13 protein-coding genes and 1 pseudogene are annotated in these 12,697 nt (G+C 70.1%); 8 read left to right on the forward strand and 6 right to left on the reverse strand.

Annotated elements, in window-relative coordinates; translation table 11 throughout:
* Positions 1–40: 40 nt before the first annotated feature.
* Positions 41–625 carry a TetR/AcrR family transcriptional regulator gene (locus AB0G35_RS15540; RefSeq protein WP_360948755.1) on the reverse strand — a complete coding sequence of 195 codons (585 nt, stop codon included), beginning with the start codon at positions 623–625 and terminating at the stop codon, positions 41–43.
* Between the two features lie 93 nt (positions 626–718).
* Between AB0G35_RS15540 and AB0G35_RS15545 the strand changes: the two genes are divergently transcribed.
* Positions 719–1,552 carry a class I SAM-dependent methyltransferase gene (locus AB0G35_RS15545; protein ID WP_360948757.1) on the forward strand — a complete coding sequence of 278 codons (834 nt, stop codon included), beginning with the start codon at positions 719–721 and terminating at the stop codon, positions 1,550–1,552.
* A gap of 208 nt (positions 1,553–1,760) precedes the next feature.
* Here AB0G35_RS15545 and AB0G35_RS15550 read toward each other — a convergent pair whose 3' ends face one another.
* Positions 1,761–2,813, reverse strand: coding sequence for a DMT family transporter (locus AB0G35_RS15550; RefSeq protein ID WP_360948759.1), 1,053 nt, complete (start codon positions 2,811–2,813; stop codon positions 1,761–1,763).
* 65 nt (positions 2,814–2,878) lie between these two features.
* Here AB0G35_RS15550 and AB0G35_RS15555 point away from each other — a divergent pair, with 65 nt between their 5' ends.
* The gene (locus AB0G35_RS15555) at positions 2,879–3,709 is read left to right on the forward strand and encodes an AraC family transcriptional regulator (protein WP_360948761.1); all 831 of its coding nucleotides are present in this window, start codon (positions 2,879–2,881) and stop codon (positions 3,707–3,709) included.
* A 268-nt stretch (positions 3,710–3,977) separates the two neighbouring features.
* On the opposite strand, the gene AB0G35_RS15560 is transcribed toward AB0G35_RS15555, so the two are convergent.
* Complete coding sequence (locus tag AB0G35_RS15560; protein WP_360948763.1) at positions 3,978–4,367, reverse strand: hypothetical protein; 390 nt, start codon at positions 4,365–4,367, stop codon at positions 3,978–3,980.
* 312 nt (positions 4,368–4,679) lie between these two features.
* Here AB0G35_RS15560 and AB0G35_RS15565 point away from each other — a divergent pair.
* Positions 4,680–4,835, forward strand: a pseudogene (locus AB0G35_RS15565) (IS982 family transposase); the annotation flags it as partial.
* 105 nt (positions 4,836–4,940) lie between these two features.
* Here AB0G35_RS15565 and AB0G35_RS15570 read toward each other — a convergent pair.
* Positions 4,941–5,498, reverse strand: coding sequence for a GNAT family N-acetyltransferase (locus AB0G35_RS15570; protein WP_360948765.1), 558 nt, complete (start codon positions 5,496–5,498; stop codon positions 4,941–4,943).
* 319 nt (positions 5,499–5,817) lie between these two features.
* Positions 5,818–6,027: a hypothetical protein gene (locus AB0G35_RS15575; RefSeq protein ID WP_360948767.1), complete on the reverse strand. Its 210-nt coding sequence runs from the start codon at positions 6,025–6,027 to the stop codon at positions 5,818–5,820.
* A 544-nt stretch (positions 6,028–6,571) separates the two neighbouring features.
* On the opposite strand from AB0G35_RS15575, the gene AB0G35_RS15580 reads away from it, so the two are divergent.
* Positions 6,572–7,027: a nuclear transport factor 2 family protein gene (locus AB0G35_RS15580; protein ID WP_360948769.1), complete on the forward strand. Its 456-nt coding sequence runs from the start codon at positions 6,572–6,574 to the stop codon at positions 7,025–7,027.
* 196 nt (positions 7,028–7,223) lie between these two features.
* Here AB0G35_RS15580 and AB0G35_RS15585 read toward each other — a convergent pair whose 3' ends face one another.
* The gene (locus tag AB0G35_RS15585; RefSeq protein WP_360948771.1) at positions 7,224–7,937 is read right to left on the reverse strand and encodes a TetR/AcrR family transcriptional regulator C-terminal domain-containing protein; all 714 of its coding nucleotides are present in this window, start codon (positions 7,935–7,937) and stop codon (positions 7,224–7,226) included.
* A 93-nt stretch (positions 7,938–8,030) separates the two neighbouring features.
* On the opposite strand from AB0G35_RS15585, the gene AB0G35_RS15590 reads away from it, so the two are divergent.
* The 4 genes from AB0G35_RS15590 to AB0G35_RS15605 all read left to right on the forward strand — a co-directional run bounded on the left by AB0G35_RS15590 (position 8,031) and on the right by AB0G35_RS15605 (position 12,629).
* Positions 8,031–8,462: an ester cyclase gene (locus tag AB0G35_RS15590; protein ID WP_360948773.1), complete on the forward strand. Its 432-nt coding sequence runs from the start codon at positions 8,031–8,033 to the stop codon at positions 8,460–8,462.
* An 832-nt stretch (positions 8,463–9,294) separates the two neighbouring features.
* Entirely contained in the window at positions 9,295–9,888 is a 594-nt protein-coding gene (locus AB0G35_RS15595; protein WP_360948775.1) for a hypothetical protein, read from the forward strand.
* Positions 9,885–11,177 carry a HAMP domain-containing sensor histidine kinase gene (locus AB0G35_RS15600; protein WP_360948777.1) on the forward strand — a complete coding sequence of 431 codons (1,293 nt, stop codon included), beginning with the start codon at positions 9,885–9,887 and terminating at the stop codon, positions 11,175–11,177. Before AB0G35_RS15595 ends, AB0G35_RS15600 begins: the two co-directional genes overlap by 4 nt.
* A 624-nt stretch (positions 11,178–11,801) precedes the next feature.
* A complete protein-coding gene (locus AB0G35_RS15605; RefSeq protein WP_360948779.1) occupies positions 11,802–12,629 on the forward strand; it encodes a (2Fe-2S)-binding protein in 828 nt (275 codons plus the stop codon).
* The last annotated feature ends 68 nt before the right edge of the window (positions 12,630–12,697 follow it).

A 12,697-nucleotide genomic window follows, 5' to 3' on the forward strand; every position in this document is an offset into this window, starting at 1 on the left:
GTGCACGGCGGGTGACACCCGGCCCCAGAGACCGGGCGGCTCACTCCACGCCGGCGATGACCGCGGTCACGACCTTGCGGACGGCTTCCGCCTCCGGCGGGGTGCCTTGCCGGTCGGCGAACAGCATGTGCACGGCCCCGATCAACGTGGGAGCGAGCGTGTCGACGTCGGCCTCGCGGGTGAGGCGGCCGAGTGCACGCTCGGCGGTGAGGTAGGACGCGAGCGCGGTCGCGGCATCGGTCAGGATCGGGACACCGGCGGGCCTGTCCTCGCGCAGTCGGGAGCGCAGCTCGTCCCGGGAGGTGACGAGGCTGACGATAGCGACAGCGACCGGCCCGAAGAGGTCCCTCAGTGCCTGGGTGAGGTTGTCGGCGACGGTGCCGGTTCCGGCGGACGTGCACAGCGCCTCGGCTTGGTCGTCGATCCGGGCGATGCGGTCCCGTACGAGCTCGGCGAGGAAGGCGTCGAAGTCGGCGAAGTGGCGGTGCAGTACGCCCTTGGCGCAGCCCGCCTCCGCGGTGACCGCCCGGCTGGTCAACGCGCTCGGTCCGTCCCTGAGCAGGACGCGCTCGGCGGCGCCGAACAGTTGGTCGCGTACGTCGCGGATGGCTACTCCCGTGGGCACCGCGCTGCTCCTTCTTCTCTCGACTTCTCTTGATCGACCCGTGTCGGTCCGTTCCGGTTGACGAGTGGGCGATCGCCCACTCATAGTGGGCACATGCCCACTATACCGCCGGAGCGAGCTCCTCGCTCTGCCCACGCGACCCATCAACAGCGCCAGGTGGCCGAGTCGTTCGGCTCGGACGCCGCACGCTACGACCGGGCTCGGCCCCACTACCCCCGAACCATGGTGGACCGGATCGTCGCCGCCAGCCCCGGCCCGGACGTCCTCGACGTCGGCTGCGGCACCGGCATCGTGGCCCGGCAGTTCGCAGCGGCCGGCTCCCGGGTGCTGGGCGTCGACGTCGACGCCCGGATGGCCGACCTGGCCCGACAGCGCGGACTCGACGTCGAGGTGGCGTCCTTCGAGGACTGGGACCCGGCAGGCCGGAGGTTCGACGCTGTCGTCTCCGGACAGACCTGGCACTGGGTGGACCCGGTCGCCGGAGCCGCCAAGGCGGCGCAGACACTGCGCCCCCATGGTCTGCTGTCCCTCTTCTGGAACGCCGGCCAACCCTCGCCCGAAGTGGCCGAAGCCTTCGCCGAGGTCTACCGCCGGGTGCTGCCCGACTCGCTCGCCGCCCGTCAAGCGACGGTACCGGCCGTGGACGGGTACACGGCGCTGTGCACCAAGGCAGCCGACGGGATACGCGAGGCGGGTGCATTCACCGACCCCGAGCAGTGGCGATTCGACTGGGAACAGCCCTACACCCGGGACGAGTGGCTGGACCAACTCCCCACCCAGGGCGCCTTCACCCGGCTCCCACCGGCCCAACTGGACGAGGTGCTGGCGGCCGTCGGCTCCGCCATCGACGCCGTAGGGGGCAGCTTCACGATGCAGTACGCCACCGTGGCGATCACCGCGAAGCGAACCGGAGCCGCCACCGCCTGAACCGGCTCCAGGTCCGTCCCCTACGCCCGGCGGGGATCCGCGGCGCCTGCCCGTCCTCGTACGTACTGAGCGACGTCGGGAGTGGCTGGTTGCGCAGGCAGGCACGCAGGCCCTCGCCCGCGGACAGGGAGGCGGGGAGGCAGCGAGGCGGGGAGGCAGGGAAGCCAGGGAAGGCGGGGCCACCGCGCCCTGCCTTCCCTGCCGTGCTTCACCTGGCGTTGTCCCCGCACTGCGCCTGTGCCTGTGCATGTGCCTGTGCCTGTCCCGCGCTGCCGGCGCCGGTTCGCGGTTCGCCGGCTGTCTGCCGCGCAGGTTCTCCGTGCTCCTGCCGTTCTTCCGTCGCGCGGGGCGACGACGGGCGCGGCCGTCCCCGGGTCGCGGCCAGCACGGCGCCCGACAGCAACACCACCGCCCCGACCGCCTGCACCGCGCCGAAGGACTCGCCGAGGAACAGCGTGCCGCACACGGTGTTGACCACGGGGACGGTGAACATCATCAGCGAGGCCGAGGCGGGGCCCACCGCGCCCACCCCCCGGTAGTACAGCAGGTTGGCCACGGCCGCGGCGCCCAGCGCCAGGAACGCCACGTTCAGCCAGACGGCTGGCGGAAGGTGGCTCCAGCTCACTTCGGGGAGGTCGGGCGCGGCAAGCGCCCCCAACAGCACGGCACCCGCGCACGTCGCGTACGTGGTGGCGCGCAACGGGTCGACGCCGGAGAGCACCCGCGGGCCCGCGAGCGTGAAGGCGGCCCAGCACGTCGCGGCGAGGAGGAACAGCGCGTCCCCGGCCAGCCGGGTGCCGCCTCCGTGCGTATCACCACCCGCGCCCAGGAAGAAGACCACCGCCCCGGCGAGTCCCAGACCGAGCCCGGCCAGCCGCCCGCCCGATGCCCGCTCCCGCCCCGTGACCAGCAGGAAGAAGCTGGTGAGTACCGGGCTCATGACAGGTATGAGGATGCCCGCATCGAGCGAGGGCGCGAGCGAAAGCCCCCAGAAGAAGACGCTGTTGTACGCGAAGACGCCCAGTACGCCGGCCAGGGCGGCACGCCCCCGGGCGCGCCCGGGCACCTTCGCGCTCCGGTCGCCGAAGAGGACCACCGCCACCAGCAGCGCCAGGGCGGCACCACCGAACCGCAGCAGCGCGGCCACCGAGTGCGGGACCTCCGCCACCACCGACTTGGAGCTGGAAAAGGCGCTCCCCCACAGCACCATCGTGATCGACAGCGAGAGATACGGGCTGTTCAGCCGCTGTTTCATTGCCATGGAGCCGACTTTGCCGACCTGGCCCCGGCCCGGTCTTGAACGCTGGTGCGCGCGATAATGCGGCCATGGGAACACCCGACACCTGGGTGCGGTACTGGCGGGACGGCGACCGGCCCGTGGAAGCCATGCACGCGCACTTCCTGGACCACGTCTATCCGCCGCACAGCCATGACACGTACTCCTTCGGCATCACCGACGCCGGCGCCCAGCGCTTCCGCTGCCGCGGCGCGGCCCACACCAGCGGCGCCGGGATGGTGATGGCCTTCAACCCCGACGAGGTGCACGACGGCCGGGCCGCGGCGGACCTCGGGTACCAGTACCGCATCGTGCACATCGGCCCGTCCGTGGTCCACGAGGTCCTCGCCGACGTCACCGACGGCCGCGGCGGCGCCCTGCCGCTGTTCCCGCAGCCCGTCATGACCGACCCCGCGCTCGCAACCGCCCTGGCCCGGCTGCACGCGGCCTTGGTGCACACCACCGATCCGTTGCTCCGCGACGAACGGCTGACCGCCGCGGTCACCGCCATGACCCGCCGCGGCGCGGCCTCCTCCCCGACCCCGGTCCACGCCCCGACCGACGGCGCCCGCCACCGAGCCGCCCGCCGGGCACGGGCCCTTCTGGACGAGGCGTACCTGGACACCATCCCCGCCGAGCGGCTGGCCCAGGCCGCGGGATGCAGCCGCTACGCCCTCTACCGCGCCTTCCGCACCGAGTACGGCCTGGCCCCCAGCGACTACCAACGCCAACTGCGGCTGCGGCACGCCCGCACACTACTGCGGTCCGGCACCCCACCCGCCGTCGCCGCAGCCGCAACAGGCTTCGCCGACCAGGCCCACTTCGGCCGTTGGTTCCAGCGGGTGTACGGGGTCACGCCTGGCGTCTACCGACGCGGATAAGGCACAGGGGTCGCGCCGCCACCGGCCGGCACGGGCCCGTTAGCGGCCGCTTGGACTTACGTCAATGTCCGGCTCGGGGCGCCTGGGCGGGTCTGGCGGGGCGGTGAGGAAGCCGGGCTGCGGATGGTTCGAGGACCTACGCCGGCTACCTAGATGATCGATTCCAAGGGATGCCTGCGGAGGGTGTGGGGTGGGCGGCGGCCGAAGCCACCGCGAGACGGTCAGGCGGCGGGCTGCCGGCCCTGGTTGTCGAGGTGGCAGCGGGCGGTCAGGCGTCAGGGTCGACTTCGGGGTGCGTGAACCGCACGGGCTTGCCCAGCGACCGGGCGTAGGCGATTTCGGCTCGGGTGCTGTCTCCGATGTAGTCGCCGACTACGAGCACCTCATCAGCGAGCCGGATCTTCGCCCGGTGCAGATCGTCGAGTCGAACCTTCAGTGCCTCGGCCTCGACAGGATCGGACCAAAGTTCGTGCGGCGACTTCATGTCACAGCCCGGTTTGACGACGATCTTTCCGGCTTTGGTCTCCCGCAGATCGGCCTCGCTCATCTCGGTCATGAAGCGGGTAGAGCCGCAGATCACGACGATACGCGGGAGGCTCAACAGCTTCTTCGCGTCGGCGAGCTTCTCCTCGGGGGTGAGCAGTTGCGGGTATGACACTGGTTCCTCCTGGTGGTGTGGTCCAAGGGGTGCCTGCGGAGACGAGAACGAGGGTGTCCAAGATCGTTTTGTGACGAACGACGTGGACACCCTCGCGACAGCACTCTATGCGACGACCAACGACATCCTGAAGGAGCATCCCGACTACTTCGGCCGTGGTTTCGAACGCGAACTGTCCGAGCATGGAGTCCAGTTGCTGCAGCCTGCCCGTAAAGGTGAAGGGGAACGGCCTGGTGCAGCCCTGTTCAAGCCGCTGCGAGAGGTCATCGCATCGATCAACGAGACCTTCAAGGGACAGCTTGACCTCGAACCAAGGGACAGCTTGACCTCGAACGGCACCGAGGGCGCACACTTGCAGGTGTCAAAGCCCGCGTCATGCAACGCATCCTCGCGCTGACCGCCGCGATCTGGCACAACGACGCCACCGGACAAACCGTCCTACGCTCACTGATCGCCTACGATCACTGACCCCTTGGACTAGATCATCTAGCCATCCCCCCGGCCGCCCTCGGTGCCTGACCCGAACCTAGCGACGCAGGTCCTTACGGAAGACCGTGGAGCTGTGCCGGACCGTCATGCCCACCCGTAAATACAGGTCGAGCGCACCGGTGTCCGAGTGTGTCCACAGCGTGCAGGAACGGCGGCCCGCGCACCCGGCGGCGGCCCGGGCACGCCGGGTTCGTCCGGCATGACGAACTCCAGCAGCCACGACGTCACCAACGGCTCGTACCCGCGGGAGCGCAGCAGCGCGACCGCCGCCAAGTCCGCGTCCGGCACCGTCTGCACGATGCCGTCGCTGCCGGCCTGCCGCGCCCGTGTCTGCGCCCAATCGAGCAGCGCGGCGCCCAGGCCCCGGCCCCGGTGCTGCGGATGCACGTCGATCTCGGAGCGCCGGTCCACCCAGGCCCGGGCCGCCAGGCGCCCGTCCCGGTCATGAACAAGCACGGTGTCCGACTCAGGCACCAGGCCCGGCCGCGCGAGATCGGCGGCGATGACCCCGGCATCGGTCCGCACCCGCCCGTACACCTCCTGTTCGCAGGCCGTGACCAGGGCGTGGATGGCGGGGATGTCGTGGTCGCGTACGGACCGCGAACGGTAACCAGGCGGCAGTGAAGGGACAAGCAGGGGCATCAGCAGACCTCAGCCACCCGGCGGATTCCCGGTCCGGCCTCCATCCGGCGTCCCTCATCTCTCATCTCTCATCCCTCATCTGTGGTTCGTCATCCGTGATCCGTCCTGTGGCCCGTCATGTGTGGCCCGTCATCCGTGGTACGTCATTCGTAGTCCATCAGACATCGGCCACACCGGCCCGCAGCAGAAACAGTGACGTCGGCCCCCAAGGCCCAACCGGGGTCTTGAAGGCCGACGTCACCCAGGATCCCGAGTCACTCGGCAACGGCCCGGGATGGGTACGGCGCCCGGTGGCTCAGCGCCGAACCGAAGGAGTTTCTCAGCCGCTGACCGGGCCCAGGGGGATGTCCGAGACGGTGACGCTGAGGGACTTGATGGACCCGCCGGTCAGGACAGGCACGCCGTTGGGGCCCGGGGCGAACGTGGCGGTCAGGCCGTTCAGGGAGCCACTGACGGAGAGACCACCCGCGATGCTGTCGAGCTCGTCGTCAGCCATCTCGCGGGTCTCAATGCGGGAGGTGTTGCTCATGGTGATGAGCGTCCTTCTTCTCTAGTGATAGGTCGCAATGCATGGCGCACTGCAGCAGGAGCGCTTGAATGACTCCCGCCATGTGCCACATTGCACGCTCGCGTCGGACGTGGTGGATCAAACCCTGCACCCTTCACTCGCTGTACACACCAAGTCTCGAAACGGAAGGCCTCCGTCAGAACCCGCAGGTGCCACCAACGTCCTGGTTTCCGCCAACTACCCTTCACAACAAGCCACTTGCTCGCCGCAACGCGCACGTGCCGGCCTCCCGAGTCATGCGCCCGGCCGGGTGGGGAGGGCCAGGCCAAGCGGGCACTTGCCCTTGCCGACCGTGTCGGCCCCTCAACGCGATGGGCGGACTGCACGGGAGCCGACCGGTCCCCCGCACTCCGCCGCGACGAGCCCTCCGGAGCCTCTTGGGTACGTGGCTCTTGATGCTCCCCGAGTTACCTGGGAGGTAATGGCGCCGCTCTCCCGGGACTGTTGACAATGGCCATCTCGCCGCGTCGGCCATCAGACGCGGAAGTCGGATCGGAGAGATGTCGTGTCGACAGCCACACCCACGTCCACCCGCGCTGTGGTGGAGGAACTTTTGCGCCGGATCGGTGAGGGCGATCCTGAGCGCATCGCGGAGCTGTACGCCAAGCGGAGTGACTGGCAACTCGACTGGCCGGAGGCCGAGCACGGTCGAGTCGCCACTCCGTGGATCCGCCACCGCTCGACCCGCGCCGATGCCGCCGCCCACTACCGCGAGCTCGCCGAGCACCACGTGGCGGGACAAGCAGCGACCGAGATCGAGCGCATCCTCATCGACGGCAACGACGCGGTCGTGCTCGGCGAGATCCGTCAGACCGCCCGCCCCACCGGACGTGCCTATCGCGCCCGGTTCGCTCTGCACCTCACGGTCGAGGACGGCCTCGTCACCCGGCACCATGTCTACGAAGACAGCCTTGCCGTTGCCCAGGCATTCGATGTGAAGGGTACGAGCGACGAGGGCTGAGGAACTGACCAAGCTCCCCCTCGCAGCCATGCGTTGAGGACTGCGGTCAGCACGGCGACCGTAGGCAGAGGGGGAGGAGCTCAGGCCGTACGCCGCCGACGGCGCCGACGGCGCGCGCCGCGACGAGCATCTGCCCGTAGCGGTCCAAGCACTCCGGGCGCCCCGGGCACTCCGAGCACTCCGCAGGACTCAACGGTCAGCCGTCGGACACGGTCTGGTCGAGTACCGCACCAAAGCCGTTGACCAGCGCGTTGACGGCGAAGTCGAACCGCTCGGCGTCGTCCGTCCCCGCGCCGGTGCGGGCGGCCTCGGTGAGTAGTGGGTAGCGGGCTGCGTCCAACTCGGCCAGCCAGGCAGGGGAGCCGGGAGCGTCGGCCCGGCTGGGCTGCGCCGCCTCGGCGGCGGTATGGCCGACGACGAAGAGCGAGAGCGTGTTGAGGGCGTGCACCGCCGCTCCCAGCGGAAATCCGGACGCCGTCAGGACCGTCAAACCGCGTTCCACCGCGTCGAGCGTTGTCGGGGTCACCGCCGGGCGGCTCACCGCGAAGGAGAGCACGCCCGGATGGCGCAGCAGCGATTGACGCAGCGAGACCGCGTACGTCCGCAGCAGTGCGCGCCAGTCGGCGCTTTCGATGTCGGTGGCGGTGTCGGCGTCGGCGTCGGTGTCCGTCTCCGCACCCTCGTCGGCGAAGGGCAGCGCCTGGGAGAACAGCCGCTCCACCAGGCCGTCCAACAGGGCGTCTTTGTTGGGCACATAGTGATAGAGCGTCATCGCCTCCACGTCCAGCTCGACTCCCAGGCGACGCATCGTCAACGCACCGACGCCCTCCCGGTCCACCAGGTTCAGCGCGGCGTCCAGCACCCGCGTCCGGGAGAGGCCTGCCCGCTCGCCGCGTGTCCGCTTTCCCACCGTGGCTCCTCCCACAGCTCTTGTTTTTCTTACGACGTAAGTCTACCGTGGTGCCCGAAGGCTTTCTTACGTCGTAAGTTTTTGGGGGATTCCATGCTGACATCGACGGCGAACAAGCAGGTGGTCGCGGACTTCTTCCGAGCGATCAACGGGCGGCAACTCGACGACCTGCCGCAGTACATGGCGCTCGACGTGATCGACCACAACAAGATCATTTTCGGCGAGGCGGACGAGCCCGGCGCCGCCTTCGACGGCTTCCGCCAGCAGCTCGACGCCTTCGGCGAGGGCGTGATGCGCCCGGACGCACTGGTCGCCGAGGACGACACCGTCATCGCCCGACTGACCGTCACCGGCACCCACACCGGCTATCACCCGCGCATGCCCGAGCCCACCAACCGCTCCTTCGAGGTCGAGCAGATCTGGTGGTTCACCGTCACCGACGGCAAGATCTCGGAGATACGCGCCGTCAGCGACCGCCTCGGCATGTTCCTCCAACTCGGCTGGCCCTGGCCGACCGCTGACTGAGCCCGTTGTCGGGCAGGGCCCGGGATGGAGGGATCTCGACGACGAAGTCCGGCAGCAGCTGCGCCCGGAAGCCGTTGCCCCAGCCCGCGGACGAGGCAGGACATCGCGCCGTACTGACCAACGCCCGCGCTACGGCCGACCACTTCACCGGCCACCGCCGGACGACGCCCGCCGTTCGCGCCGGCATACGTCGGCGCCCCCGGCACTCGTCGACACGCGTCGGCGCCCCCGGCGGACGACCGGATCAGCGATCGCCCACCCGATGCCTCCTCGCCACATCCGTCACCCCGCTCACCATCGGACTGTCCACCCCGGCCGACTGACACCGACATAACCAACAGCCAGGCCCCGCACCACACAACGCACGGCGGGCAATGCACGACACACAACTCGCGGCACACGACGCAACTCGCGACACACGACGCACGGCGCACGACGTACGACGCACGACGCACGACGTACAACTCACGACGAACCACACACGACACACCGCACACGACACACGAGTCATAACTCACGACTCACCACTCGAACGGGGGTCGAATCGATCGCATCGACTGGTCACTGTGGTCCGTCTACGGATGGCCGTGACCCAACCGTGGGATTGCCATCATGCGGGTCAGCGAACATCATTGCCCCCATACGCTGCCGTCCCGCGCCGTCTGGAAGTCCTGTGCTCCTCCGCCGTTCCCTGTCGCTACCCCGCCGGGCACGGACCGTCCCGTTCGCCCTGGCGACAGTGGGCGTGGTGGGCTCGGTGAGCACGGTCATGCTGGTGACGGCGGGGTGCACGGGGACCACCGGAGAACCCCGCAGCGCCGGAGCCACCCCCGTGGCGTCGGCACCCGCCCGCCTCTGGCCCGACCGCGCGCCCGCTCCACAGCCGCCCCCGGACAAGACCGGTCTGGACGGCCCCTCACCTCTGCCCGGCCTGCCCCGGGTGCCATCCGGCAACATCCGCAGGCTCGACGCGCTGGACGTGGTCAAGGCGCAGATCGCCGAGGACGCACGGCACAACGCACCGGCCTTCGACAGAGCCACCGAGCGGGAGATCAACCGGTGCGGCGGTGAGCCGCAGCGCTGTCCCGTCCGGGCCCCCGAATACCAGGACCTGACGCACGACGGTAGGGACGAACTGATCGTCGGCATCGAGGGGAACGAGCACACACTGGCCGTCTGGGCGTACACGCTCCGGGGCGGGGTGGTGAACCGCATCCTGGACACCGCCGGCACCCCGCTATCGGTGGAGGTCTCTGACGGTGACGTGATCATGCGGGAGCCCACCGGCTCGCCAGGCTACGAGATGCGCACCGTACACGCATGGGACGAGCGACGGCAGACCATGGAGATCCGGACGATGGAGTTCGACCAGAAGGTCTCCTCCCGCGCCCCGAAGCGCACCCCCTCATCGGGCCGCACACCATGAGCCGCACCCGCGAGCGGGCCGCGCTGCGGCTGCCCTCCTGGACGGCGTCCCTCTACTGGAAGTTCGCCGTCTTCATCACCGTCATGTGCTGCACCCTCGCCGCGCTGCTCGGCATCTTGGTGCACACCCTGGTCGGCAAACAGACCGAGGACCAGGCGCGCGGCGCCGCCCTGGACGAACTCGACGGCGCGGTGGCCACCTACGTTGCCGGGGAACCGCTCGGCCGCAACGCCTCGCTGGACCCCACGGACCTCCCCCACAACCTCCGTGAAATGGCCGTGCACCACAAAGAGCGCGGAACCCAGCTCGCGGTCCACCGGGGCCGGCCGACGATGTGGGCCGTCGCCCCCGCCGACGGCGGCCGGGTGCTGGCCGTGCACGTGGACTACACCGACCGGGCCGCCGCCACCCGCGGACTGGACCGGGCCATCATCGGTTCCTCCGCCGCGGCGATCGGCGTCACCCTGCTCATCGGCCTCTTCGCGGTCTCCCGCATCACCCGCCGCCTGCACCACACCGCCCGCGTCGCCCGCCGGATCAGCACCGGCGACCTCGACGCCCGGGTGCGCGACCCCCGCGCCCTGCGACCCGACCTGGCACAGGACGAGGCGGCAGCAGTGGCCTCCGCGCTCGACACCATGGCCGCCACACTCCAAACCAAACTCCACAGCGAACAACGCTTCACCGCCGACGTCTCCCACGAACTGCGCACCCCGCTCACCGGACTGCACGCGGCGGCCGAACTGCTGCCCCCCGGGCGTCCGACGGAGATGGTCCAAGAACGCATCCAGACCATGCGTCGACTGACCGAGGACCTGTTGGAGATTTCCCGACTGGACGCCCGGGTCGAGCAGGCCGATCTCGCCCTCCACGAGCTGGGACCACTCGCCGTACGCGCAGTGCAGGCCGCGGGGTGGGAAGCCGACGTCCAGGTCGTACGGGACGCCCGGGTGGAGACCGACCGGCGCCGACTCGAACGTGTCCTGGGCAACCTGATCACCAATGCCCACAAGCACGGTCGCCCACCGGTGGTACTGACCGTCGACGGCCCGGTCGTCACCGTGCGGGACCACGGCGACGGCTACCCGGACGACCTCCTCGACCACGGCCCCCAGCGTTTCAAGACCCGCTCGGGGAATGGCCGGAAGAGCGGCCACGGCCTCGGCCTGACCATCGCCGCCGGCCAGACGCAGGTCCTCGGCGCCACCCTGCGCTTCACCAACGCACCTGACGGCGGCGCGATCGCCACCCTCCGCCTGGCGGACGGGCAACAGCGAACGCAGGATTGACCTGTCCTCCGGCGGCCCGAGCAACCGGACCCCGTACACGGGGGGCACTGCCCGAAGAGGCCGCCGCACGGCGTCAGCCACCGGCGGCCGGCGGCGCCGTGGGCCGCGACCGGGTGCAGGGATGATCGCTGGCCACGACCGGGGGCGGGGCGGCCGCGGCTCTAACCGGGTGCGGGGCTACCGGGTCGCCACCGTGCGCGGCCTGACCAACGCTTCGTCTCAGGAGTGCCCTTTGAGTCTGCGGCAGAGCGATTGCCCGGCACCGACGGGGGAAAGTCCTCCGGTGCCCGTCGTCGCCGCCCGAGGCCCTGCCCGCCCCATACTGGCCGCGCAACAAGCGGCGTCAGCCGCCGAGCAGGGGGCAAGGACGGCCCGGCCCGCCAGCAGCGCCGTCCTTGAGGGGCGGCCTGAGCCGGACCTTGTCTGGTGCGCACGCCTGGACGGCGGACTTGGTGCGGACGACCTGGGCGACGGAACTGGTGCGGCCGACCTGGGCAACGGGCCTGTAGCACCGGTTCGGGGGCCTGCCATGATCGGTGCGCCCCCCTGGCCCCGCACACGCCCGGGCAGGCCGTTACGATCCGGCCGGGTGACCCAGCCCGGACCGAGCAGGAAAGGTGCCGTATGCCGCAGGAGAACGAGGGCACGGATCTGATGACCGCACTGCTCGGCCGCACCGCCGCCGTGGGGCCGTTCTTTTCCGTGCGGACCGGCTCGGGAGCGGCACGCGACCAGGGCTTTCTCCCGCTGGCGGAGCTGTACCGAGAGGGCGTCTCAGCGGCGCTGCGCGACCGCCTGGCAACGGTGGCCACGCGGCTTGGCACAGCGGAGCCGCGGGTCGCCGCCTCCCTCATCTACCAGGGGCTCGCAGGACGCCTGTGGTCGATCGCCCTCGGACCGGCAGTGCTGGCCGGACGCGTTCCCGACCTCAGCGGCGACGCCCTGTGGTGGCATCCGGACCGGAGCACGCCCGACGAGCTCTGGCTGCCCTCCCCCACTCCTCTGCCCTCGACCTCCGTGGAGAACCTCGTAAGCCAGCTACGGGAAGCGGTCCTGCGCGATCACCTGGTGCCGCTGCACCACGCCATCGCCGCCGTGTGCCCCATCTCCCCCCAGGTGCTGTGGGGCAACGCTGCCTCGGCACTGGTCGGCACCCTCCGTGTGCTGCACGGCTGGTGCCGCACCACAGGCCACGCGGAAGCCGCAGGACGAGCCGTGGCACTGACCACGTCCCTGCTCGACAGCACACCCCTGCGCGACTGCGGGACCCTGGCCCTCACCGCCCCTTCCTTCTCGCCTTCGTTCTCACGACGCAGCTGCTGCCTGTACTACCGCGTGCCGGGCGGCGGGCTGTGCGGAGACTGCGTGCTGCGAGCGGACCGTAGTAGGCCAGGAGCTGCAGGGAAGGGTCTGCAAGTTGTTGCCCTTCGGCTTCCTGGTGCGAGTCACTGAGAACGGGATCGAGGGGCTGGTCCCTATCCAGAGCTCACCTCGATGTCGACGGATGCTCCGGCTCCGGA

It is taken from the genome of Streptomyces sp. NPDC021749 (assembly GCF_040640655.1).
Lineage (GTDB): Bacteria > Actinomycetota > Actinomycetes > Streptomycetales > Streptomycetaceae > Streptomyces.

Coding starts and splice junctions, on each gene's coding strand:
- AB0G35_RS15550 (WP_360948759.1), bottom strand. CDS start 2,813: ATGGCAATGAAACAGCGGCTGAACAGCCCGTATCTCTCGCTGTCGATC.
- AB0G35_RS15545 (WP_360948757.1), top strand. CDS start 719: ATGCCCACTATACCGCCGGAGCGAGCTCCTCGCTCTGCCCACGCGACC.
- AB0G35_RS15570 (WP_360948765.1), bottom strand. CDS start 5,498: ATGCCCCTGCTTGTCCCTTCACTGCCGCCTGGTTACCGTTCGCGGTCC.
- AB0G35_RS15600 (WP_360948777.1), top strand. CDS start 9,885: ATGAGCCGCACCCGCGAGCGGGCCGCGCTGCGGCTGCCCTCCTGGACG.
- AB0G35_RS15555 (WP_360948761.1), top strand. CDS start 2,879: ATGGGAACACCCGACACCTGGGTGCGGTACTGGCGGGACGGCGACCGG.
- AB0G35_RS15605 (WP_360948779.1), top strand. CDS start 11,802: ATGCCGCAGGAGAACGAGGGCACGGATCTGATGACCGCACTGCTCGGC.
- AB0G35_RS15590 (WP_360948773.1), top strand. CDS start 8,031: ATGCTGACATCGACGGCGAACAAGCAGGTGGTCGCGGACTTCTTCCGA.
- AB0G35_RS15575 (WP_360948767.1), bottom strand. CDS start 6,027: ATGAGCAACACCTCCCGCATTGAGACCCGCGAGATGGCTGACGACGAG.